At 44.0% G+C, this 24,219-nt stretch carries 23 protein-coding genes; 11 read left to right on the top strand and 12 right to left on the bottom strand.

Going from position 1 to position 24,219, the window contains the following annotated elements; translation table 11 throughout:
• Positions 1–80 precede the first annotated feature (80 nt).
• The 6 genes from OW495_RS01355 to OW495_RS01330 form a co-directional block, all read right to left on the bottom strand.
• A complete protein-coding gene (locus tag OW495_RS01355) occupies positions 81–518 on the bottom strand; it encodes a c-type cytochrome (protein WP_102513853.1) in 438 nt (145 codons plus the stop codon).
• Positions 515–1,003 (bottom strand): cytochrome C, encoded by a 489-nt coding sequence (locus tag OW495_RS01350; RefSeq protein ID WP_102513852.1) that lies wholly within the window; start codon positions 1,001–1,003, stop codon positions 515–517. The genes OW495_RS01355 and OW495_RS01350 overlap by 4 nt, the downstream gene beginning before the upstream one ends.
• The gene (locus OW495_RS01345) at positions 1,003–2,229 is read right to left on the bottom strand and encodes a molybdopterin-dependent oxidoreductase (RefSeq protein WP_102513851.1); all 1,227 of its coding nucleotides are present in this window, start codon (positions 2,227–2,229) and stop codon (positions 1,003–1,005) included. Before OW495_RS01345 ends, OW495_RS01350 begins: the two co-directional genes overlap by 1 nt.
• Positions 2,226–2,531 carry a c-type cytochrome gene (locus OW495_RS01340; RefSeq protein ID WP_102513850.1) on the bottom strand — a complete coding sequence of 102 codons (306 nt, stop codon included), beginning with the start codon at positions 2,529–2,531 and terminating at the stop codon, positions 2,226–2,228. The genes OW495_RS01345 and OW495_RS01340 overlap by 4 nt, the downstream gene beginning before the upstream one ends.
• A 445-nt stretch (positions 2,532–2,976) precedes the next feature.
• Positions 2,977–3,273, bottom strand: a complete 297-nt coding sequence (gene ihfA / locus OW495_RS01335) for an integration host factor subunit alpha (protein WP_004734853.1) — start codon at positions 3,271–3,273, stop codon at positions 2,977–2,979.
• A gap of 524 nt (positions 3,274–3,797) precedes the next feature.
• A complete protein-coding gene (locus OW495_RS01330) occupies positions 3,798–4,529 on the bottom strand; it encodes an SDR family oxidoreductase (RefSeq protein WP_289884548.1) in 732 nt (243 codons plus the stop codon).
• A gap of 128 nt (positions 4,530–4,657) precedes the next feature.
• On the opposite strand from OW495_RS01330, the gene OW495_RS01325 reads away from it, so the two are divergent.
• From OW495_RS01325 to OW495_RS01305, 5 genes are all read left to right on the top strand, one after another.
• Positions 4,658–5,416 carry a helix-turn-helix transcriptional regulator gene (locus OW495_RS01325; protein WP_289884546.1) on the top strand — a complete coding sequence of 253 codons (759 nt, stop codon included), beginning with the start codon at positions 4,658–4,660 and terminating at the stop codon, positions 5,414–5,416.
• A gap of 201 nt (positions 5,417–5,617) precedes the next feature.
• The gene (locus OW495_RS01320; protein WP_102307346.1) at positions 5,618–6,073 is read left to right on the top strand and encodes a transcriptional repressor; all 456 of its coding nucleotides are present in this window, start codon (positions 5,618–5,620) and stop codon (positions 6,071–6,073) included.
• Between the two features lie 61 nt (positions 6,074–6,134).
• Entirely contained in the window at positions 6,135–6,695 is a 561-nt protein-coding gene (locus tag OW495_RS01315; RefSeq protein ID WP_289884545.1) for a carbonate dehydratase, read from the top strand.
• A complete protein-coding gene (locus tag OW495_RS01310) occupies positions 6,685–7,695 on the top strand; it encodes a GTP-binding protein (protein ID WP_289884544.1) in 1,011 nt (336 codons plus the stop codon). Before OW495_RS01315 ends, OW495_RS01310 begins: the two co-directional genes overlap by 11 nt.
• A gap of 258 nt (positions 7,696–7,953) precedes the next feature.
• Positions 7,954–8,349 (top strand): DUF1090 domain-containing protein, encoded by a 396-nt coding sequence (locus OW495_RS01305; RefSeq protein ID WP_102278525.1) that lies wholly within the window; start codon positions 7,954–7,956, stop codon positions 8,347–8,349.
• A 139-nt stretch (positions 8,350–8,488) separates the two neighbouring features.
• Here the strand turns inward: OW495_RS01305 and OW495_RS01300 are convergent, their stop codons facing one another.
• Entirely contained in the window at positions 8,489–9,385 is an 897-nt protein-coding gene (locus tag OW495_RS01300) for an EamA family transporter (RefSeq protein WP_102513845.1), read from the bottom strand.
• Positions 9,386–9,488: 103 nt separating this feature from the next.
• Between OW495_RS01300 and OW495_RS01295 the strand changes: the two genes are divergently transcribed.
• Positions 9,489–10,877, top strand: coding sequence for a PLP-dependent aminotransferase family protein (locus tag OW495_RS01295; protein ID WP_102513844.1), 1,389 nt, complete (start codon positions 9,489–9,491; stop codon positions 10,875–10,877).
• A gap of 310 nt (positions 10,878–11,187) precedes the next feature.
• Positions 11,188–12,369, top strand: coding sequence for an alpha-hydroxyketone-type quorum-sensing autoinducer synthase (cqsA, locus tag OW495_RS01290; RefSeq protein WP_102513843.1), 1,182 nt, complete (start codon positions 11,188–11,190; stop codon positions 12,367–12,369).
• 152 nt (positions 12,370–12,521) lie between these two features.
• Here the strand turns inward: cqsA and OW495_RS01285 are convergent, their stop codons facing one another.
• The 4 genes from OW495_RS01285 to OW495_RS01270 all read right to left on the bottom strand — a co-directional run bounded on the left by OW495_RS01285 (position 12,522) and on the right by OW495_RS01270 (position 19,088).
• Positions 12,522–14,570: a hybrid sensor histidine kinase/response regulator gene (locus tag OW495_RS01285; RefSeq protein ID WP_102513842.1), complete on the bottom strand. Its 2,049-nt coding sequence runs from the start codon at positions 14,568–14,570 to the stop codon at positions 12,522–12,524.
• Between the two features lie 413 nt (positions 14,571–14,983).
• On the bottom strand, positions 14,984–16,750 hold the full coding sequence (locus OW495_RS01280) for an ABC-F family ATP-binding cassette domain-containing protein (RefSeq protein ID WP_102513841.1): 1,767 nt from the start codon (positions 16,748–16,750) through the stop codon (positions 14,984–14,986).
• 322 nt (positions 16,751–17,072) lie between these two features.
• On the bottom strand, positions 17,073–17,888 hold the full coding sequence (locus OW495_RS01275) for a TauD/TfdA family dioxygenase (RefSeq protein ID WP_102513840.1): 816 nt from the start codon (positions 17,886–17,888) through the stop codon (positions 17,073–17,075).
• Between the two features lie 297 nt (positions 17,889–18,185).
• A complete protein-coding gene (locus OW495_RS01270; protein ID WP_065103670.1) occupies positions 18,186–19,088 on the bottom strand; it encodes a Vmh family MBL fold metallo-hydrolase in 903 nt (300 codons plus the stop codon).
• Positions 19,089–19,264: 176 nt separating this feature from the next.
• Here OW495_RS01270 and OW495_RS01265 point away from each other — a divergent pair, with 176 nt between their 5' ends.
• Both OW495_RS01265 and OW495_RS01260 read left to right on the top strand, forming a co-directional pair.
• Entirely contained in the window at positions 19,265–20,158 is an 894-nt protein-coding gene (locus tag OW495_RS01265; RefSeq protein WP_065103671.1) for a LysR family transcriptional regulator, read from the top strand.
• 128 nt (positions 20,159–20,286) lie between these two features.
• On the top strand, positions 20,287–20,688 hold the full coding sequence (locus OW495_RS01260; protein ID WP_065103672.1) for an ACT domain-containing protein: 402 nt from the start codon (positions 20,287–20,289) through the stop codon (positions 20,686–20,688).
• A 102-nt stretch (positions 20,689–20,790) separates the two neighbouring features.
• On the opposite strand, the gene OW495_RS01255 is transcribed toward OW495_RS01260, so the two are convergent.
• Positions 20,791–22,677: a methyl-accepting chemotaxis protein gene (locus tag OW495_RS01255; RefSeq protein ID WP_102513839.1), complete on the bottom strand. Its 1,887-nt coding sequence runs from the start codon at positions 22,675–22,677 to the stop codon at positions 20,791–20,793.
• A gap of 306 nt (positions 22,678–22,983) precedes the next feature.
• Between OW495_RS01255 and OW495_RS01250 the strand changes: the two genes are divergently transcribed.
• Both OW495_RS01250 and OW495_RS01245 read left to right on the top strand, forming a co-directional pair.
• Entirely contained in the window at positions 22,984–23,685 is a 702-nt protein-coding gene (locus OW495_RS01250; RefSeq protein ID WP_102513838.1) for a YafY family protein, read from the top strand.
• A gap of 115 nt (positions 23,686–23,800) precedes the next feature.
• A complete protein-coding gene (locus OW495_RS01245; RefSeq protein WP_102513837.1) occupies positions 23,801–24,160 on the top strand; it encodes a VOC family protein in 360 nt (119 codons plus the stop codon).
• Positions 24,161–24,219 lie beyond the last annotated feature (59 nt).

The raw sequence follows: 24,219 nt of genomic DNA, 5'->3' as shown, positions 1-24,219 counted from the left end.
AGGGCTGCACTCGCAGCCCTTTTTAATTCTTGTTTGATAAGTAAATCCTGACTTGTCTGGCACAACCTCTCAGTTCCAAACTATTGGTGATAATACTCTTTAGAGCGGTTATACAAATCCAAGGGTCTTAACGTATTGTAAAACGCAGCCGCGTCTTGTAAGTCTTCATTCGAAAGGTGTTTCACCACCGACTGCATGTACAAATCTTGGCGTTCATCACTTTTAAAATCACGCAGCTGCTTAAGAATATACCCAGCTTTCTGACCTTTGATGTTTGGATAAGATTGTACGAAGGGAATGATCTTGTCACCATGGCACTGACTACAAAGGTTCTGAGCAAGTTTCTCGCCCGCAACCAAACTTGGTATATAAGGCTCCGCTTTTTCTAGCTCAACGTCAATTTTGGGCACTACCCGAGTGTCAGATTCGGAATGTTCATCAGAGCATGCAGAAAGCAATAGAACGGCAATCGCAGGCGCCAGAAATATAGACACTAACGTCATTGAATTTGTCGTCATTTATGCGCTCCCGGCATTGGTGGCATCAAGGCACCATCAATAGGCTTACGACGATACTTGTTCATGTCGATGCCTTTGTCTTGGTAGTAAGTGCTCAGGTAATCCAGTACTGGATCCCACGTATCAGACAAGTCCCACAAGCCTTGAGTATCAACCATCCATTGAATCGTCTCTCGCCACTGCTCTCTAGTGCCGCTGTTTTGAGCCACGATTAGGCTGGTGTGACACGCATTACACTGGCCATTCACCACTTCCCAGCCTGGAGCCATAATTAGCCCAGATGTCTTGTCTACACCGTAATACTCTTTTGGATTTTCTGGAATCTCATCGGCATGTACGAGCATCGATGTTAACAAGCTGCACACCAGTGCCGCTCTCACTATGCCTTTGCGGTAAGAACGCTTGCTTACATCTGTAAACCGAGCGTGAGCAGAGTTGGCGTGCGTAGGGTTATCACAAAGAGGCTTATCGTTAATTTGCTTCATCACGACACTCGAACTGCAATACGGTGACAACCATTGAACAAATAGCCTTTCGGATTCCATTGCGGTTGCACAACGGGCTGACTGTGGCCTTCGCTGTCCGTCGCTTTTGCCCAAATCTCGTAATAGCCCGTCATTGGAAGTTCGAGATCGGCCTCCCATTGCTGCCATGCTCCTTTATTGACGGGTCTATTAAGCTTTGCATCGTGCCAAGTAGTACCGTAGTCGTAACTCACTTGCAGCTTCTCAACGGTTCTTAGTCCAGCCCAAGCATGACCGCTGACCGTGACTTTTTTACCAAGCGAAAACTCAGTCCCGCTCTTTGGTGAAGTAATTAACGATTTCACGATCATCTCTTCAATGATTCGGAAGTCTTTGTTATCGACTTTTTCGCCTGGTGCTATCGGATGTTTTGGCACTTGATAAGCAGGTGCTGCCATCTTATGACCGTCATGAATTTTGTTACGAATACTAATGCCTGTGGTGCACTTCTGAGAGACCGAGGCTGGACGCCCACCAAACACGGTTCGAAGTGGGAAGCCATGAAGGTATGGAATAGGCTCTCCATTCATTTCCCATGCAATCAATGCGTTATCATTCATTGCAGCCGCAATAGGTACACCGCGAGAGATGGCTTCGCCTTTACCACTTAAGTGCTTATCAAAGCCATGATTTCCTACGTAAACCGCATCGTCTTTAATACCACAATCTTTAAGAACATCACTGAGCAAGACACCGGTCCATTGCGAACAATAAACGCCTGCGTTACTCCATTGGTTCCCCTTGGTACTTGGATAGAAGTTATTGCGACTGTTACCACCACACTCCAACACAAGGCTCTGAGTATGATGTTTAAACTTGGATTTAAGCTCTGCAAGCGTGTAAGTTTTACTTTCTTTCACTGACTCGCCTTTCACTTCAAAAGTCCAAGTCTCAGGATCCATTTCTGCAAAATCTGGCATCAAGCCATTCCATCGAACAAAAGGAACATCTGCAGGTGTGATTGCTGGAGCAAGCATACTTTCTGGTGGGTAGGCATTCAGGGGGTTGGTATTCAAAACAGTGTAGTAATCAGGAAGATCTTCGGCTTTTGCCCACGTTAACGCGTTGATATCGAGTGCTGCCAAATCTTCAGGTCGATTAGCCGCAAATACCCAAGAAACCGGCAATGCAGAAACGGCAGTAGCGGAAAGCGCAGCTTTAAGAAATTGTCTTCTGTCTAAACTCATTGAGGTGACCCTTTTTGATTCAGTGTGTAAAAGTAGTTGGCTAGTTTCTCGATATCGTCTTCAGACAAAAGTTGAGCCACTTTAGACATGGTTTTGTCTTTGCGTTTACCACTCTTAAAGTTCGACAACTGTTCTGTAAGGTAAACCTTGTTTTGCCATTTCAAATTGGGAATCGAAGGATATGATGTATCTTCGTCGCTACCGTGACAGGCAATACACATATTCGCTATTTGCTGATACTCCGCTGCTGTGACTGCCACAGGCATAAGGAGCAATATCAAAGCTAGAAAGGCTTGTCGCAAGGTTTATCCTTAGTATTTGAACGGTTAAATAGGTTAAGTGATTGTTAATGTCGCGCATTAAATCAAATTGATTTGTTTATTTAAATTCAAACATATTTAACCTTCGTTTATTAAAACTAAACGATCACCGGCCCGGCTATGAGTGAGGCAACAAAGACACCGTTAGTGTGAGATTTAATGAAAGAAGTACGGCTTAGAAAAAGGTATGTAACGCAGAAATGATGGGGTTAACCTGAAAAGGGATCAGACAAAAAGCAAAGTATAAGAGATGAAATTCAGGGAGCGAACAAGATGTGTCGAAACGAGAGGATCTAATAGACTTAAGATACGCGCATAGGAAACGGTACTGTTCTTGTACCAAAGAGATGTTTGAAGTGAGACGATTACTGGAGGTTAAAATGAGCCAGATACAAAAAGACCACGCTAGGCGTGGTCTATTGCTTGGCTACTTCTCGATTTTAATATTCTCGACACGGGCCTTTAGTTTTTGTCCCGGTCTAAAAGTAACAACACGTCGAGCAGAAATTGGAATGTCTTCACCAGTTTTCGGGTTACGACCAGGTCGCTCGTTTTTCTCGCGAAGATCAAAATTACCAAAACCAGACAGTTTTACCTGTTCGCCATTTTCGAGTGCTTTACGAACTTCTTCGAAAAACACTTCAACCGTTTCCTTGGCATCCCGCTTGCTGTATCCGAGTGTCTCAAACAGGTTCTCAGCCAAATCGGCCTTCGTGAGTGCCATAAAACTTTCCTCAAAGCTATGTTAAACATTGCTACCATCGCCAGTAGCGCCAAAGCATTTACCCTATTCAATCAATGAGATAAGGTCATTTACAAGGAAAGTGTATGCCAAGCTTCTGATTTTCGCCAACTTTTTTATCTCAACTATTTAATTATTCTTTCAAATCAGAAAGATAACTCGCTTAAAATTTCACATATATAGCTAAAAACCATCTACTCAACAGCCATCAAATGGAGTTATATTTCATAAAAGTAAAGATATGCAGAATTTAAAACTTTAGCGACCTAAATAATAATTTTTGAGACTTTTCTCCGATACCCAATAAAATCAGCCACTTGATTTGATACGAGACTCAACAGAGGTTACTAAATAAGCGTTATTAAATATGAGATTTGTATCATTTCAGAATTTAATTCGAATTGGCCTGAATAAAACCTTACTGAATTACGCTTTCCCACGGAGTTACTTGTTTAGAAGTTAACCTAATAAAGCTCACCTATGCATAAACAACCTAACCAATACAGCTAGTATTGAACATGGCTGGTCGATGCTCCATCTACGTACCAGTTTGCTCCAGAAACAAAACTCGCAGCAGGACTAGAAATAAAGGTTACCACGTTGGCAACTTCATCAGGGTTTGCCAATCGGCCCATTGGGTTTCTTTCGAGAACTTTCTGGAAGGTCTCCGGATCTTCACGCTTACACCTCCCCCAAAGGCCATCAGCAATATAAGTATCTCCCGGTGAAACGGTATTAACCCTTACCTTACGGACGTAGGTCAAAGCCAGAGATTTCATGTAATGCGCAAGCGCGGCCTTTCCGGCCCCATAAGCATTAGCGTGACAAGCGGTATATCCGCTCGCTTTCGATCCAATATAGGTGATTGCGGCGTAATCCGATTCAAGCAATTTGGGTAAAACCAATGTAATGGCATGCTGCGTTGCACCAATGTCCTTTTGCAGTACATCTTCCCATTCATCAGAAAGTGCACTCACGTTAGGAACAAAAACATCGATACGAGGAATAGACGCAATCCAAGCTTTCATTTGAGCCGGATCATGGGCGTCAACTACCTTGCCAACAACTCGTTCCGCCTTGTTTCCGAGCAGCTCATACAACCTATCGATTCGATGTTGAGAACGACCACAAAACCAAATGTTCGCTCTTTCGTTGGCAAACCCTTCCACTATTTTCGCCCCAATTCCGCTCGAGCCCCCTGTAACAACAACATTGATATTATCTAATCCCAAATCCATCGTAATCTCTCAAAGTAGTATTAACCATCTAAACTAGTATCGTTAATAGCACCTTCCCATTCAAAACAAATAACAAAAGTGACACTATGTGATACATTGAGGGTATAAATAAGTAACAGGATAAAGTGATGGATACGCTCAACCGAGAAATTTGTAGCGTTGTAAAACGGCATTTAAAAAAGGCAGGCATCTCTTATAAAGAGGTTTCAGAGTTCACTGAAATGTCTGAAGTGAGTATCAAACGGCTTCTTAATGGCCATCAATCGCTTTCCATTCTCAAGTTACAAAAGATATGCGAATTAATTCAACGCCCTCTATCCGCAATTCTCTCTGAGGCAGAAGAATCATTGGCCTCGACCTCACTATTTACTGATGAACAAGATGCGGCCTTTTGTGAAGAGCCCGCGCTGTTTACGATTTTTCAAGAGATCGTTAATGAAGGGGCAAATGCTCAACAATTAATGGCTCGTTTTGACTTAAACAAACCTTCACTGCATATCTACCTAAGAAAGCTTGAACAGCTAAAACTGATTGCGATGTTATTCGACTTGAAGTTCCATGTCATTGTGCCTTCAAATACGGCTTTCTCTGAACACGCTCGATTTAGCGCAACCTTCAAGAATCAAGTCATCGATGCACTGAAACAAGCGGTGCAATATATTAATGCTGACAACAAACAAGCTTACTTTATTACGACCAAATTTAGGCTGACCGAAGAAGAATTTAAAGACTACAACCTTAAACTTGAAAAATTAATGTTAAAGACAGTAAAACTCAGCCAATCACGCAGTCGAATGACCGAAGGGTTAAACGACTATGCCATTGTCGATATGGGTGCCAAGGGTATTTTCCACCCAACACTCAAAAAGCCAATAAACTTGGTTTAGGAACAGTTCAGTACGCTCATTATCCCGTAGTAATTCCTTCGCTCTTATTGCGTGGCGAACCTCCTCGCTGCGTACCCAATCCAGAACATATATCGATCATCTCCCTGAGTAGTAACCCTAAACAATGACAACAAAGTTTGTTTCTCACAATAAAATGATATGTTATAACATATCTACATAATTTCTAGTTTTGTGGATTGAATGAGAGATATCGAAGAAATCATTGAGCATGTAAAACAAGGCTGCAAAGTCAGTGGCAAACAATTTACGGCAAAACGACAGCTGATACTGCGAGCCTTGATACACGCCAACAAAGCACTTTCTGCGTATGAAATCGTTGAATATTGTAAAGAGCACCTTGATCAGCATGTTCAAGCAATGTCGGTTTATCGGGTATTGGAGTTTCTTGAAGATCAACACTTAGCGCACAAACTTAAAGTCTCTAACAAATACATACTCTGCGACCATATCCTTTGCGAACATGAGCATGGTATTCCTCAATTTTTAATTTGCTCAAAGTGCGACAAAATCAGTGAGCAAACCATCGACCCTGCCACGATTAATGGACTTCAATCCCACGCTAAGAAGGAAGGATTCACTGTAGTCAGCCCTCAATTAGAGATTAACTGCGTATGTGATGAATGCGTCGATACATAAATGCCCAGCTCCATCAATGGTGGCAACCCAGTAGCATTACGAAAAAATAAAAGAGCTCAATATGTTAAGAAGAAACCCTAGTGGCCACATGCCGAATGTCTCGGAAACCGCCTTCATTGACCCAACGGCCATCATCTGTGGCAAAGTCATCATTGAAGATAACGTGTTTATTGGCCCCTACGCCGTCATTCGCGCCGACGAGGTCAACGAAAAAGGTGACATGGAAGCCATCGTGATTAAGCGTGATACCAATATCCAAGATGGCGTGGTTATTCATTCAAAAGCAGGTGCCGCGGTGACCATTGGTGAACGCTCGTCCATCGCCCACCGCTCGATTATTCATGGCCCTTGTAAGGTCTGTGACGACGTCTTTATTGGCTTCAACTCCGTAGTCTTTAATGCGGTGATTGGCAAAGGCTGCGTAATTCGCCACAACTGTGTGATAGACGGACACGACTTACCTGAAGGCTTCCATGTCCCACCAATGACTAACATCGGTTCAGGGTTCGATTTGAACAGTATCTCAAAGGTCCCACCTGAGTACTCTGCGTTTTCAGAATCGGTGGTTTCAGCAAACCATACCCTTGTTCAAGGTTACCGGAGAATTGCCAATGAGCTCTGATAAAACGCCTATCTTAGGTGTTCCGACCAACATCATTACTGGCTTTCTCGGCGTGGGGAAAACCTCGGCGATTCTCAACCTATTGAAAAACAAACCAGCAGATGAACGCTGGGCTGTCTTGGTGAACGAATTTGGAGAAATTGGCGTTGATGGCAGTTTGATCCAAGGGAACGACAGTAAAAAACAAGTATTTATTCGTGAAGTACCTGGCGGTTGTATGTGTTGCGCGGCGGGCTTACCGATGCAGATCGCACTGAACCAACTATTGTCAGAAGCAAAACCTGATCGCTTATTGATTGAGCCAACTGGGCTTGGTCACCCTAAAGAAGTGCTAGAAGTCTTGTCTTCAGAGCACTATCGTAAAGTGTTGTCACTGCAGAAGAACATTACTTTGGTTGATGCCCGCAAGCTTTCTGACACGCGCTATTCTGAACATGATACTTTCAATCAGCAAATCACCATTGCCGATACCGTTGTGGGTAATAAAGTCGATCTCTACAAAAGTGGCGATGCAGAAAAACTGGCTGAGTACGTCGCACAGGTTTGTCACCCGGACACTAAACTCATATTCGCTCATCAAGGTAAGATCCCTTCCTATGAGTTCGATGGAAACACCAACTTTTACCTCCATCAAGCTCATGAGCACCATCACCACCACGCTCATAAAAATGATAAGCCACTCGCTTCTGAATTGCCGATGCCAGAAAGCGGCATGATAAAGGCGAGTAACCAAGGTGAAGGGTTTGAAAGTATTGGTTGGCGATTCGCGGCTGACCAACTGTTCGACCGTCAGCAATTGCTTAATGTATTAGTTGGGCTCAAAGCCGAACGAATGAAAGCGGTGTTCATTACTCAAAGCGGTATCTTTGGTTACAACCTTACGGAAGATGGTCTAACAGAGTGTGAGTTGGATGAGTGCATTGAAACCAGAATTGAGGTGATTGGTCAGAGCATCGACAGTGACCTAGAAAACCACCTGATTCAATGCTTAGTCAGTTAATCAATGAGAGCAAATAAAATTATCTAAACTATCTCAGAAAACTAACCACTCTTTAAATCGAACCATTAACTCAACAAGGCGTACTTTTAAGTGTTGGACTCAATGGTCTATAGTTCATATGGCAAGCACTTAATGTTGAACGAAAAAGTTCGGTATATCATTGGTCTTTTTCTGATAGCTAAACGATATAGTCTCAATCACGTTCCTCCTATAGAGTGCGTACCGCATCCTTTTAATGAATCAGCTTAGGCGACCAAAATGTCAAAACACACAATCAAAGTACTATTACCTTTACTCCTTCTTCCATTGTCAACTTTCGCTTCTGACTGCTCACAAAAGATTGGTTGTGAGAAAAAAGCGTGTGAGATTGAAATGAAAATTGAGATCGCCAAAGCCAACGGATATGACAACAAGCTAGAAGGACTGACAGACGCTTTGGACCAAGTAAATACATACTGTACCAACGAAGAATTAAAATCAGAGTTAATCGATGACATTGAAGACGCGCAAGAAGAAATCGTAGAGTACAAAGAGGAACTTCAAGAAGCGCAAGACTTCAACGAAGACGACAAGGTCGCTAAGTACCAAAGAAAAATATCCGAAGAAAAAGCAAAGGTTGAGGAATACAAACAAGAGCTTTCGACATTAGATTAATGTTTGACTCAATGATTAGGAAACGTGATCAATCATCGCTAAACCATTACTTTACAAGGCCTCGCAGTTGCGGGGCCTTTGTATTTAAACTGGACTGTAATGCGATGACCTCTATGTGTATTGGCCATCAAACACATGTTTACGACTGCTTTACTACTTTTCCCACTAACTTGGCAGTACCAGATCCCGCCGGCTTCACAATCAAACCGATACCAACTAGAAACAGTACCGATGCAACCACTTGAGCAACTGACAGCACCTCGTCATACATAAAGTAGCCACTAATCAATGCGAAGATTGGCACTAGCAAGGTTAACGGCGCGGTCGTGCTTAACGGGTATTGGATTAGCAATTTATTCCACACCCAGTAACCAAATAGCGTGGTTGGGTAAGCTTGAAACAACACCGCAATCGTCGTGTTCCAATCCCACTGCTCAATCCCCTGCCAGATAATTTGGTCACCGTGTAACATCACGGCAAACAACACTAATGGAACTGGCGCAAACAGCATGCCCCACACGTTGAACGCAAAAGCCTGAGTGGTCTTAGACGCTTTAACAATCACGCCCATTAACGTCCAACTGCACGCTGCGATCATAATCAAGATAACGCCATTGAGTGTCACATTGCCCGTTGCTGCGGAAACCAACACAGCCAACGCGCACATCGCTAACATCGCACCCATTAACTTGCGTACCGACGCACTTTCTTTGAAAACCCATACTCCAACGGCCATACCAATTAGCACATTGGTTGAAAGCAACACCGATGAAAGCCCCGATGAGAGCCCAGCGGTGATTGACCATGAAGCCATGCCCCAAATGCCCACGCCAAATACAAAGCCATAACTCACTAAATAACGCCAAGCGACCTTAGGTCTCGCAACAAAAAATATCACTGGAATCACCGCTAGCGAGAAACGCGCGGCCGTTGCCAACAACGGATGAACATTGGTCACACCCATCTTTATCATCGAGAAATTGAATCCCCAAATTGCCATCACGAACACCGCTAACAACAAATCATTTCTTTTCATATTGACCCCTCCTTTGTTTTGAAAGAGTATCCCTTGATCAATAAAAACAGTACAGATACAATTTTTACAATAAAAACCAGTACAGTTAACAACGGTCGTGACCATGAGTATCTACAGAAAGCTTGCTAATCAATTTATTGATGAGATTGAAACGGGGAAAAGACCCGAAGGTGGGCGCATGCCTTCGCTGCGTCAATTAGCTAAACAACAAGCCATCAGCATGTCGACCGTAGTGAGCTGTTACCAAGAACTAGAGTCACAAGGTTGGATTCATTCTCGACCGCAAGCGGGCTATTTTGTCTCGCCTCACAAGCCTGTTCATTCAACACCTGAGTGGGTACAGTTTGAAAGTAAGGTCTCCAGAGTTAGACAAACTTCATCGACCCACAATTCTATCAATGGGCCTTTAGGGGTCTCTAGCACCACCAATGATGAACAATCGATTGTAGAACTAGAACGTAGTTTCCGTCGCTCTATCAAACGCATGGGTAACAGACTCAACCATTATCCAGATACACAGGGCGAGCCGATGTTAAGACAGGCTTTATCTACCCACTTCGCCAAGCTCGATGTGCACTTTTCACCTGAAGAAATGGTGATCACTGCTGGCTGCATGTCGGCAATTAAAGCTGCTCTTGAATCGTGTACCAAAGAAGGTGACACCATTGCCATCAGCTCACCTTGTTTTAACGGTATTCTGGAGTTGCTTGGCAAGATGTCACGCCAGATCATTGAGATCCCGTCTTTGGATGATGGTGTCGACCTACAACAACTGGAAACACACCTGAAAAATAAACGTGTGGATGCCGCTATCTTTTGTACCTCACATATGAATCCTCAGGGGATCAATATGTCTGCTAGTCAAAAACAAAAACTGGCTGAATTGGCGAATCACTATCGAGTACCAATCATTGAGGATGATGTGTATCTAGAGCTCTCATATTCTTCACACACACCACTGCCTGCAAAATACTATGACAAAGGTGGATACGTTCTGTGGTGTGGTTCGGTATCGAAAAGCCTGTCGCCAAGTTATCGTTTAGGCTGGTGCTTGCCGGGAAGATATTTAGACGAGTACAAGGCTCAATTTTCTGCCGCGAGCTACGGTGTTGCCCTACCCACTCAGCTTGCGGTTGCTGACTTCATCGAATCTGGCCAATACGCTAAACACGTTAGAAGAAGATGTACTCAGATCCTTTCGTTGCGCCAGCAATACCTCAGTTATCTAGCCCAACACCTTCCTCAAGACGTAAAAATAAGTAACCCACAAGGTGGCATGGTGCTCTGGTTGCAAATCCCAAATTTGAACCAGCAAACTTTTGCTCAAGCGGTGGCTAAACAGAATCTTGATATCAGGCTCGGACATCTGTTCAGCACGCTCGATCTCTACAGCAACTGCCTACGCATCAATTTTGGTTATTCGCTTGAGGGGGAAGCCAAGCAACAGTTGGATGACTTGATTAGGCTTATCCACCAATGCGTGAACGGTTAGCCTTACCCAATCTGATTTGCTCATCATTGGTGCGTATTAGTTGTTTGACTTCGACTTTATCATGGCCTTCTTTGATCGCTTTTATTGATAACTTTTTCATAGCTATTTGTCATAAAGGGAGAGGCTATTATTCCGATTAAACCTACGCTAAAGCCCCGTACCGTAAGGAAATTCAATCGCCTCAAAACCCATAAATACTGAGTTTGCAAGCACCCACAAAATTATGCAACTTAGCTAATGACACATCACTTTTTGTCGTCAATATACAACCGTCAGCGCTGGCGTTATCCTGTATTTGAAGAGAACTATTATGAGTGATAAAACCAAAAAAAAACCATTACCTTCCTTTATTGAAGAACGCTTGAACTTCTATATTCAAGACCTGATTACCCAGAACCAAAGCCAGAAACACTTGGTTTTAGGTAAACGTCCACCGCGCAACGCTGTTGTCATGCAGAGCAATGATTATCTAGCCCTGTCACACAACAAGCCGATCCAACAAGCTCACCGAGAAGCGATCAGTGAACACAATGACAACGTGGTGATGTCGGCTATTTTCCTGCAAGATGAAGAGTCTAAACCTGCGTTTGAAACCGAACTCGCAAGCTATGTGGGAATGGAAAGTTGCTTGCTTTCTCAATCTGGCTGGGCGGCCAATATTGGGTTACTTCAAACTATTTGTCCGCCAGATACGCCTGTGTATATCGACTTTTTTGCACACATGTCGCTATGGGAAGGCATTCGCGCTGCTGGTGCAATCGCCCATCCATTTATGCATAACAATACGAGTCACTTACGTAAGCAACTGGAACGTCATGGCTCTGGTGTGATTGTCGTCGACTCGGTCTACAGCACTATAGGCACCATTGCCCCACTCCGCGACATCTACGAAATGGCGCAAAAGTTTGATTGCGCCGTCATCGTTGATGAATCGCATTCACTGGGCACTCATGGAGAGAATGGTGCTGGCTTAGTGCAAGCTCTTGGGCTCACTAATCAAGTCGACTTTATCACCGTCAGCTTGGCCAAAGCCTTTGCTTATCGCGCAGGCGCAATCCTCGGGCCTAAACAGCTATCAGATACCTTGCCGTTTGTCGCATACCCAGCGATTTTTAGCTCAACTGTGTTGCCGCAAGAAGTGATTCGTTTAGAGAAAACCTTGGAGGTGATTAAAGGTGCAGAAGATAAACGAAAAGCATTATTTGAACGCTCTAAATCGCTCACCACAGGCCTCAAGCGGATTGGCTTTAACATCCGTAGCGAATCTCAAATCGTTGCGTTGGAGTGCGGTAATGAGAGGAATACAGAGCGAGTACGCGATTTCCTTGAAGAACGTGATGTGTTCGGTGCAGTGTTCTGCCGCCCCGCTACGGGCAAGAACAAGAACATCATCCGATTTTCAGTGAATGCCGACCTGACACCGCGAGACATTGACCATGTGCTCACGGTTTGTCACGAAGCGTACCATCACCCAGAGTTAGAGTTCGTATAACTCTATACACACCCATCCTATAAACAACAAACGGCAGGACTGAATGGACGCTATCATGTCGCTAAACAAAAAGAGCCCAGCAATTCGCTGAGCTCTTTCTTGTGTCTGTGTTCGCTGACAAAATGGCCGTGAGCTTCAGCTTATGGCATTCACTAAATCCAGTGAGCAATCTTATCGAACAGTCGGTTTTTATCTGCCGGTTTAACGATAAAATCTGACATACCTGACGATTCCATTTTCTCCAAAGTGACGGGGGAACTGTCACCTGTGTGAGCAATGATTGGCACCGAAGAGTACGCTTTATTAGCACCTCGAATTCGGCGAGAAGCTTCCACACCATCCATGATGGGCATTTCGATATCCATCAGTATCAAGTCGATCTCGTCGCTATCCAACGCGTCTAATGCTTGTTGGCCATCTTCTTTCTGCACAACATCAAAACCCTGCTTTTCCAGTAACATCGCAGTAAAACGGCGCAAAGATTCGTTGTCATCCACCACCATAATCGTTCGCTTATTCGCAGCCTCTAGCGGTTTTGTCGGCGCAGCTGGCATCACGTAATTGGAATCGAAAAGTAAGCGGTCGATGGTCGCTTTAGTATTAAGCAGCCAAACTTGTGTTTCTACCCAAATCGGCTCGAAAGAAACGTTACGTACACGCTTAATAGGATGATGCTCATACAGATAGATGATTCGCGCTTCAGTGAACGAAAGCAGTGACTCAATCCTCTCGAGGCTACTGGCTCGTAAGTCCAAGCTCTCCATATCAACGAAAATCAGATCGAATTCGAACTGGTACTCCTTGTTCTTAAGTGCAGATGCGACATCTAAGACGGCGAGTTCAAAGCCCATAAAACGCGATATCTCGGTCATTTTACTGGTCAGAATCTTCTGGTCGCTCACCATCAACACCGTCTTCAGCTTAGTGAGCTCACTCTTGATCTCTTTCACTGTATTTGAAGCCAAAGATGGGAACGTCATCGTAAACTGCGTCCATTGTTCCACTTCCGACTGACACTTAATCTCACCACCAAACGAACGCATCACCTTCTTACAAAATGGTAAACCCAGTCCGTAATTACCCGATTGGCCCGTGGTATAAAAATCTTGGAAAATGCGTCGAATCAACTCACTTGAAATACCCGCACCGTTATCGGTGACCATGATTTGATTGGTCACTTCATCACTACACATCGTGACATGAATATGAAAATCTTCTGGGCTGCGATGATGGAATGCGTTCTTGAATAAGTTATACATGACGTACTTCAGCAAGGTGTCACTGCCCAAGAAATCAAAATCGCTTTGTACATCCAAAGATATCGCAGATTTATCGGCTGAACGCTTGTAGTTAAAGCTGTCTATTGCATCCTCAACCACCGCTTGCGCTGAATGCTTTTTGAATGTTGAACGAGACACGCGGTTTTCATCAATTGAAGTCAGCAACAGGTCAATCGTCTCGTTACCTGAGTGAATAATCTCCATCGCCTCATCCCCCACTTCACGCAACTGGATAACTTCTTCATTGCTCAGCGCGTATTGCCCTTTATGGTCGCCACTTTTGGGGTTCGGCAATATGGACTGCATGACATCGATAGAGGTCAACAAGCCACTTAATGGGTTTCGCATCTCATGGGCAATACCAGCCCCAAAAGATTTCGCCAATGACACCTTGTTCTCGTGTTCCACCTGATTGCGAAAGTAGAACAAGTTACCGAATAAGTAGATAAACAAAAAGATTGGCACATGTGTCCAGTCCATTGTGAGTTCTAGATAGAAGCCTTGTGCCACCCACGCACAAAACGTCGCAATTCCGATTCCGGCAAAGGTCTGAGCGAACATGACTTTAGTTACGTGCACCAACAAGATATGCAGGAATATGGCCGACATGAAAGACATGACCCAAACGTTGGACCAATTGTTCATCAGCAACATGTAGAAGAAGAAGCACGGTAAGCAGAGGGTTATCGCAACTTGATAATAAGCAGGAAGGTATTTGCGCCAGTCAAATGGGACACGATTACGAAAAATAATGCCGAAGAATAATACAGAACAAGCGAGACGCAGCGATAAGTTTTCATAGGGTTGAGGGAACAAAAACTCCCATACAACGTAATAGATCGGAAAGCCGACAAAGCCCATCCATCCGACGAGAGTAAGGTTTGGTTCTGCGTACTGGTAAACTTTGCGAATAGCGTTCATACGGAATACTTTATTAACTAAGCCCTAACGTTTACAAATTCTATGAATTAATTTTTGTTCTTATATTTTGTCACGGATTATATTACACATCGCCTCCGAGCAATGAGGTTTCAATCAAATATATATGAAGGTATTTGCTTTTAAACTTGAATTTGGAGTCAGTATAAATACTGATAAAAGTAACAAAAGCCTTTAGCGGATTCAGAATAACTAAAGAACCTTTGGCCGATTCTGAATAGATAAAGACCCTTTGGTTATGAGTGCTCAGCGATCACAGCCGAGCACGCACAACTCATCAATGTTATATCGAATCAACTGGCGTGCGTAGCTAACCAAGATGTTCAGCAAACTGACACACGCAGCTAATTGAAATTTACAACTACTTGATATGTAAAACTAACTGATATGTAAAGCTAACTAAGCTCCAATTTCATATTGATAGTTACTATTTCTTGCTGCCATTTTTGTTGCAGATCTGGCTTCTGGTGTTTCGCTTTGCGTGACTGGTCTTGTGTTAGTAACTCTTCCAACTCTAACAGCCTTTCCAACAGCAACTCATCATCATTTTGAACTAGCTCAGAGTGTTGATTTTCACTCACCGTAGATCGTGATAACACAGTGCCTGGAGTTTCCCCTCCCACCTCTAAGTTATCAACTTGATTACCGACAGACATGGCGTCATAAACCGCGTCTAGGTAAGTCATTTCCACCAGTTGACCGTCATTGATATACCAGAATCGATTACATGAACTCTCGATGAGTTCTCGATCATGGCTGACTAACAACAGCCCTCCTTCAAAATGAGTCAAGCAATGCGCTAACTCTTCCTTACCTTCAATATCAAGATGGTTCGTTGGTTCATCCAATAACAAGAAGTGATACTTAGCCAAAGATAGCCCGACAAACAGTAAACGAGAGCGCTCGCCACCGCTTAATTCTGCGATCTTTTGATCGTGTCTTTCATAAGAAAAACCAGCACTGATCAGAGCCATTTTTCTTGCTTCCTGCGACACAGGATAAAACGGGTACAGCGAGTCTATTAATGAGTGCTCATCGCACAATTGGTTCAAGCTTTGGTCGTAATAACCGACTTCAGCTTGCGGATGGAAATAGCCATTATCTTCAAGTTGAGAAGCTTGATAACTTGCCCATAACACCTTCAACAATGAAGACTTACCTGCGCCGTTCTTGCCTAAAATAGCGACTCGGTCACCGCTCTTTACCTGCTGGAACAAAACTTCAAACAAAGGCGCTTGGTCTTGCGCGGCTGCGATTGGCACCGATGCTAATTCAAGTAAGCGGTTAGCTTTCATTGACTCACCAGAGAGACTTAGCGTCCATGGTTCAATCGTATCCAAACGCGTCATGGTCGTTCGTAAACCAGCAGCACGTTTCTCCATACTTTTGGCTTTGCGTGCTAGACCTTCGTTATCGAAATCCCTACCCCAAATAGCTAATCGCTGCGCACTCTTTTCAATGCGGTTAATCTCTTTTTGTTCCACCTCTTGTCTTTCAGCGTCAGCGCGATCTTTTTCTTCTAGCGCCTTTCTTGCTTCAGTGCAGGTTTGGCTGAAGTATTGCAGCTTTTTGTCACGTAACACCCAAGTACAATTGGTCACATGGTCGAGTAGCCTTTGGTCATGTGACACCATAACAAAGGTGCCTTTCCAATCCATCAGAAATTGCTCTAACCAAAGCAAGGTTGGCAAATCTAAGTGGTTACTCGGTTCATCTAACAGTAGAACATCAGGTTCGACAATTAAGGCTCTTGCCACCAAGACTCGCGCGTATTGACCACCACTTAAGGTCTCAATTGACTGACCCCAATAGCTTTCGTCAAAACCTAAGTTAGACAAGATGATTTGAGCGCGCCATTGCTCAGAGAGTTGGATCTCAGATGGGAGATTATCGATAACAGCATCAAGCATCGACATGCTCAACAGGCGTTTAGGCAGATGTTGCTCAATAAGCGCGACTTCAGCATAAGAGGCAAAAGACACACTGCCGATATAGTCAGGTAAGTCTTTGTTTAATAGACGTAGTAAGGTGCTTTTCCCACACCCATTGCTGCCAATTAGGCCAATACGGTCACCCTTTTTAATGGTGAAAGAAAGCCCATCAAATAAGCGGCATGATGTTAGATCGTAAGAAATGGATGATGTAGATATTAATGTAGTCATTTGTTTACTCAAGTTTCAAGCGCACGAACGCGCTGTCGTCATTTGCTGACAACAACCAAGTAAACTAGAGTGAAGAAACTCTATAGAAGTTTAGTTTTAAATGCTTCGCTCAAGTTTTGGTTATCGCAGCACGATAGTGTTAAAACTTGAGTTTTGGTCGTACCAAAAAATATGCGCAAAGTTAAATTTACACACTTTCATAAAAATCCTCCTTATTTGTATTGAGTTGAACATTAGCGCTAAAAATAAATCACATTGACCTATGAGTCAAAATATTTAGTCGTATGCTGCTTGGCCTCAATTTACCCAAAACTTACGTAAGCTAAGTCACCGTGACTCTGTGCATTTTTCTTGGCGTGTCGCCGTAATCAATTACCGCGTAATGCTGCGTTACTCTGTTATCCCAAATAGCCATTGTTCCCTTGTCCCATTTGAAACGAACTTGAAACTCAGGGCGTCGTGCAATTTCGAACAGTTGGTTAAGTAAAACATCGCTCTCTTGTCGGTCGAGCTCGTTGATATAACGAGTAAACTGTTCATTGATATAGAGTGTCTCTTTACCCGTTTCAGGGTGAATTTGAACAACCGAGTGAATCACTGGGGGATTTTCTTGAGCCGTTTTGATTAACGACTTATGCCAATCAAGCTCAATCTGATCCGACTCTATACCTTCAAAAGCCACCAGCGAATGCGTCGCTGATAAGCCTCTCAGTTTTGCTTTCATATCTTCATCTAATGAATCAAATACAGCAGTCATCGAACACCAAATCGTATCCCCGCCTACGCTTGGAATATGTTGGGCTTGCAACAACGACGCTTTCGATGGCAATTTTCGCCAGGTTAAGTCGGTATGCCAATAACTTTCCATCGGCGCATTGCCACGCGTTGTTTCTATTACGCTCACTTGAGGTACATGTTCGACGCGAGGAAAAAACGGATGCGCTGGTTCGAGTTGTCCAAATCGCTGTGCAATCATCAAATGCTGTTCTGGCGAAAGGGTTTGATCATCCAGAAAAATCACTTGATGGGTTAGAAGCGCCTTATAAACCTCATCAAGTTCAGTCGCACTGCATGTCGCGAGATTGACTCCATGAATACGAGCACCGATGTGAGGGGTAATGGGTTCGATTTTCAACATAAATTCGCTTTTTAATGATGTGACATTTCAGAGTCAATTTAGATACTGACTATTAAACCGGATAAATACGCCATTTCTTTCAATCCTACTCAACATAAAATGACTTTACTTGGAAAACAAAAAAAGAGCCCCTAAACTGGCGCTCTTTTCGTTTTTTGATACTTCCTGTATCCGTAGACAAGTCCAATCTGTAGTACCTTCACCGAAAGCCAGATCATCGATATCTCCAGTTGTGTATCAACTTAAATCTAGCACACAATCTTCAAGCTTTTCTGAGATACAACCGAGATAATGAACTTAGTGCCACTCCATCTCACCGCTTAACACTTTAGCACCCAGTTCTAGGTCGCCTTCCGTTGCCTTAAATTGCGGGTAAGCTGTCTTCATGTAATCACTGATATCTACAGACGTTGGATTGCTTGTGCTTGCTAACGCCTTTTCAATATCAGCCACGTAATCCAATGTAAATTGAACGCCATTAGTACCCGTTGGCATTTCACCTAAGTAGTGACCCGGAATGACAACTTCAGGCTCAAGTGCTTTCATGCGATCTAATGATTGTGACCACTGGCTACGAATCTCGTTCGATGCAGTATCTGCCATCCATACATGCACACCGCTATAAACCGACACACCACCAAACACGGTCTTTTCAGATGGAACCCACAGATAAGCTTGGTGTGTATTGATTTCTCTCACTTCGATAGTTTTACCTTCTATGCTCAGCGTGGTGTCGTTAAGCACGGTTGGAACAATGACTTTAGACGGTGCGTTGTCTTCTAAGATTGGGCCCCAGTATTCGAGCTTTGCATCTTTAGTGCGTTTGATATGTGCAACAACCGCTTCACTGGCAACGATCTCGACGTTTGGAAATGCCGCAACAATCGGTTCTAAGCCAAAGTAGAAATCTGGGTCGCCGCTGCTGATGTAAACCATCGACAACTCTTTACCAGTGGCTTTGATTTGCTCCACAAGATTTTTTCCATCAGCGACACTAAATTGCGCATCAAACAAAATCACTTCCTTCTCACCAGCGACCAACACAGAGCTTGCGGGGAATATCGCGTTTTCACCCGGATTGTAATGAGTGATGTTTAGTTCAGCAGCAGAGACAACACTCGATGCTGCCAACATTGCTCCTAGGCTCAGGGTTCCTAAAAGCGTGGTTCTCGATAGAAGAATTTTAGATAACTTTTTCATAGCTTGATTCCATTATTTCGAGCTGAACGCCTGCCAACTCATTGAGTGTGTAAACATCTTATTTGATTGGATTTAGATGAAATAGACATCAAATTAACTTTCACTGTTGCGATTTTCGGACATATACTAATTTTCCGGTAACTATTAGATTCAAAAATCATTGGGTAATTAGAACAATGGATAAACTCGAGGCAATGAACGTTTTTGTCACCATCGTTGAGCGTGGCAGTTTGAGTGCAGCAGCAGAGCACCTTGATCTATCTCGAACCAAAGTCACGCGCTATTTGGGGGAACTCGAAAGCTGGATGGACACGCGTTTGCTTCATAGAACCACTCGAAGCTTGAGCTTAACCAGTGCAGGGAAAGAAACACTAGAAGTCGCAAGAGAACTGCTTGCCCTTGAAGCATCGTTAGCAGGTATCAGAAACCAAAGCCGCGAGCACTTGAAAGGCCAACTGCGTATTACCGCGAGTTATTCGATTGTCGATAGCTTCTTGATGGACGTGATCGGTCGCTTCATCGATAAATGGCCAGAGGTCTCGATTGATATCGTTTCTACCGATCAAACGGTCAATCTTGTTGAGTCACGGATTGACTTGGCGATTCGTATAACCAACGAACTGACACCCAATATTGTCGCTAAGCAGCTAGGTGAATGTCGCTCGGTGATTTGCGCATCGCCTCAATATCTAAAAGAGAAAGGTACGCCATCAAACGCACAAGATTTAGCGCACCACAACTGTCTGTCATTCAGTTACTTTGGTAAAACCGCGTGGACGTTTAATGGTCCTAATGGACTGGAATCTGTGCCGATTAAAGGAAATATCAGTGCCAACACCTCTGAGGTTCTGCTTTCTGCCACACTCAAAGGCAACGGTATCTGCTTACTGCCCTTTCCTTCGGTGGAAGGCTTAATTGAAAACGGGCTATTGGTTCCTCTTCTCTCTGAATGGAAACCGAAAACGCTGGGCGTGCACGCGGTTTACGGAACCCGAAAGCAAGTCACTCCGCTGTTAAGAGCCTTTATCGATCATTTATCTAGCGAGATGGAGCAATCTACAAGCTGGTAGACAAGCTCTCTCATTAACAATACTGATGTGGAATAAGTATTATTAATTTTACTTATGCAGAGCTAAATTCTATCTTGGCTGCATTATCCAACACCATAAACAAACGCGATTACGCAGGGAAAAAGACGATGACCGCCATTACCGATTTAAACATTCTGCTAAAGTCCATGTCACCAGAGCTCATTGAAGGTGATTACGTTTTTTGTACTGTAGACGGGGGATTGGCAGATTATGTTCAACTCGAACCAATCGCGACCTTTCGAGAAAAAGAAGGCTTAACCTTGGTGCTCACTGAGGATGCCGCACGTCAAGCTCAACTCGATTTCGATGGTGTATTTAGCCTAATCACTTTGTCGGTACACTCCAGTCTTGAAGCTGTGGGACTAACTGCTGCCTTTGCCACCAAGCTAGGCTCATACGGCATTAGCGCCAACGTGATTGCTGGTTATTACCATGACCATATCTTCGTTCAAAAAGACAAAGCTGAAGCCGCAATGAGTGCACTTAGAGAGTTTTCAGAAGCGAGCTAACAAAAGTGCGTTCTTCAGACACAAAAAAAGCGACGTAATCTACGTCGCTTTGGCTTATTGCTTACCGATTACTCACTGATCAGGCATCAGTGAATGAAACCGTTAAGCAAGCTTAAAAGTCGCCACTTTGTCACTTAAACCAGCGGCTTGGCTCTTAAGTTCGTTCGACTCAGTTAAGCTGTCCTGCGCGCCCACAACTAAGTGGTCAGTGACATCTTTAATGGTCGTAATGTTCTGGGTAATTTCACCCGTCACGTGCGTTTGCTCTTCAGCGGCAGTCGCGATTTGAGTCGCCATATCGCTGATCAAAGCAACTGCAGTATTGATCTCTTCAAGCGCGTGCGAAGCTCTGTCTGCATCTTCTACTGAATGTATTGCCAGTTTAGAGCTGCTCTCCATCAACTCAACGGCTTGGGTCGTTGTGCGCTGTAGAATATCAATCGTTGATTTGATCTCTTCCGTTGAAGAGTGCGTGCGTTGAGAAAGCACACGTACTTCATCTGCTACCACAGCAAAACCACGGCCTTGTTCACCGGCACGAGCGGCTTCAATCGCTGCATTCAAAGCAAGTAAGTTGGTTTGCTCAGCAATGCCTTGGATTGTCGCTAATACTGTCGAGATCTCTTGAGCATGCTTGTTTAGCTCGCTGATCACGTTACCCGCTTCATTCACTTCATTGGCTAGGTTATTGATAGAACCTTTAGTATCGACAACCAGAGCGTGACCACTGTTAGTGCTTGTCGCTGAGTCTTGTGCAGCTTTCGCGGTTTGTTCGGCATGCGATGCAATCTCTTGAGTTGCACAGGCCATTTCAGTTACCGCCGTCGCCACCATAGTAATTTCTTGCTGTTGGTGGTTAAGTTCGTCCACAGAACGATTTGCGCGCTGGGCACTTTGCTCCGACTGGCTGTTTAGCTGTTCTGATTGTCCACGAATATGACCAATCAACTGCTGCAAGCTGCCAACAAAGGTATTGAAGTTATGAGCCAGTTCACCCACTTCGTCTTGGTTTTCAACATGAATTCGTTGAGTTAAATCACCGCTACCATTGGCAATTTGTGCCAAGGCTTGAGATACATGATTAAGCGGACGGAATAGAATCGTACACAGAAGATTGAACAATATGGTACATACGATCACAACCAACAGTGTCACCAACACTTGACCGATCACCGCATCAAATAACGGTGCAACCAACGAATCATGATTAACCACGCTGATGGTAATCAGGTTTGTTCCATCGATCGCACGCGCATACAGAACATAGTCGCTGCCGTTTAAATCTATCGAAGTGTCTTTCCCGCTTACCAACGCCTTTTGTACATCAGAAAAATCCAACCCAAGTGAACTGATATTCTTGTTCAATAGCTTGGTGTCGGCGTGCGTGTAAACCGTGCCCTTATTCGTCGCGATGAACATGTAGCCTTCACCCGGAAGAATCACTTTTTCAAGACTGTTTAGAATGTCGGTAATTTCAACATCCGCCCCCAACACAACCTGCTGACCATGCAATTGCATTGCGGTGCCCAGTGACACAACGTTAGCACCCGTTGCTGCCGCAACCGTTGGGTTGTCCATGAACACTTTACTTGGGTTCGCAACCGCATTGGTGTACCAACCCCATAGGCGTGGATCATCATTGCCTGGTGGCAACACAACACCATTCGCATTCTTTTGTGAACCATCAGGGAATGCCAGGAAGACATTATCAAAAGAGGCAGAATCACGGACCTGTTTTAGGTGAGTTACCAAGCTTTCTTGTTTGGACTCTTTCGACAGAGAAGTGAGCGCACGCTCTTTGGATAAGATCCAATCTGACACGTATTGGTTGTAAGAAGCGGATGCCCCTTCCAAACGTTGTTCAACTTCAGTATCCAATCGTTGCAATGATGCACGAAATGAAAGTGCTTCGACCAGAATCCCCCCCAGGATGATGGCCATACTGGCAGAGATCGCCAGCTTATTCTTAAGCGAGAGTTTCTTTAACATAGAAAACCTATAATTTTTGTATAAATAACCGTGGGTAACAGAACCGTTCCCATGCGGTAGCAAGCCAATATATTTTACACATTAAAATAAATAATAGAACGGGCTAACTTATTGTATTATCGATATATGTGAACCAGAAACCAGATCCAGATCAACTCACAAGAACGAACGATATACGCTAAGGTTCAATATCAATAAAGGGGAATTTACGTGCCATGCCTCTCACTTCATTTATCATCAACCAAAATAGCACTCACGTTATCAATGCATTAATCTTATACCTCGTTATGTACTCAGAGTTTTCCCATGTCCCGAAGCCAACGTCTCTTTGACCTGCTCCAACTATTAAGTTGCCATAAATACCCAGTTACTGCCGACTACTTGGCTAGCGAGCTCAATGTAAGCACTCGCACCATTTATCGCGATATCGTGACGCTGCAAGCTCAAGGTGCTGAAATTGATGGTGAAGCAGGAGTGGGCTATCAGTTGAAACCCACCTTCACTCTACCTCCGATGATGTTTTCAATGGGAGAATTGGAAGCATTAAGGCTTGGTGCGGAATGGATAGCCAAACAAGCCAATGGTGAATTCAGTGAATCGGCTAGAAATGCCATTGCCAAGATTTCTGCGGTGTTACCTGCCGACCATCAAGCCAAACGCAGTGAAGATGTTGTGCGTGTTGCTTCCATCATTGAAGTCGCAGAGTTATCCATCGAACTGTCGAACATCAAGTTAGCGATTAAGCAACAAAACAAAGCTGCAATTCATTACACAGACGCCAAAGCCAAGGTTAGCTCTAGAGTCGTTTGGCCAATGTTGATTGGCTTATTCGAACAGCACTATGTTTTGGTTGCTTGGTGTGAAGTACGAAGTGCGTATCGTAACTTCAGGCTCGACAGGATTGCCGAATGGACAATACTTGAGGAAAAGTATCAGCGTACGCGTCATGACTTGATCAAAGACTGGCAGAACATGGAAGGCATTGCAGATAAAGTGATTCGCTACTGACAAAAACTGTCACAGGGTTTCGATACATTGCTGTGGTCCCAAATCGGGTTCAACACAAAAGCCGAGTTGACTGAAACCAACACGGCAAATCCAATTGAACAGTTCAGGAGCTATTATGTTTACCATTGATTCATTTGTTCTTTATGTTGCAGACATTCATCGCAGCATGGACTTTTATGCCAAAGCATTTGATTGCGAGCCAAAGCTTCTATCACCGACCTTTGCTGCCCTAGACTTTGCAGACAATGTTAAAATCACACTCAAGCAAGCAGATGTTCTAACCCCAGTAAGTAACATCAAGGGTGGTGGCACAGAGCTCTCCATGCCTGTTGCAGACAAAGAGACACTAGAAAGTCTTTACCAAACATGGGAAGAAAAAGGCATTCAGTTTGAACAAGAACCAGAAGAGTCGGTTTACGGCATCAACTTCCTTGCTGTTGATCCAGACGGACACCGTATCCGCGTCTTCGCTTAAATGAATAAGAGCAAGCTGCACTTAGCCGCTTGCTCATCTCATCTCATCTCATCTCATCT

Source organism: Vibrio sp. 14N.309.X.WAT.E.F5, assembly GCF_030397615.1.
Classification (GTDB): Bacteria; Pseudomonadota; Gammaproteobacteria; order Enterobacterales; family Vibrionaceae; genus Vibrio; species Vibrio lentus.
This window is presented reverse-complemented; position numbering and strand designations above follow the sequence as displayed.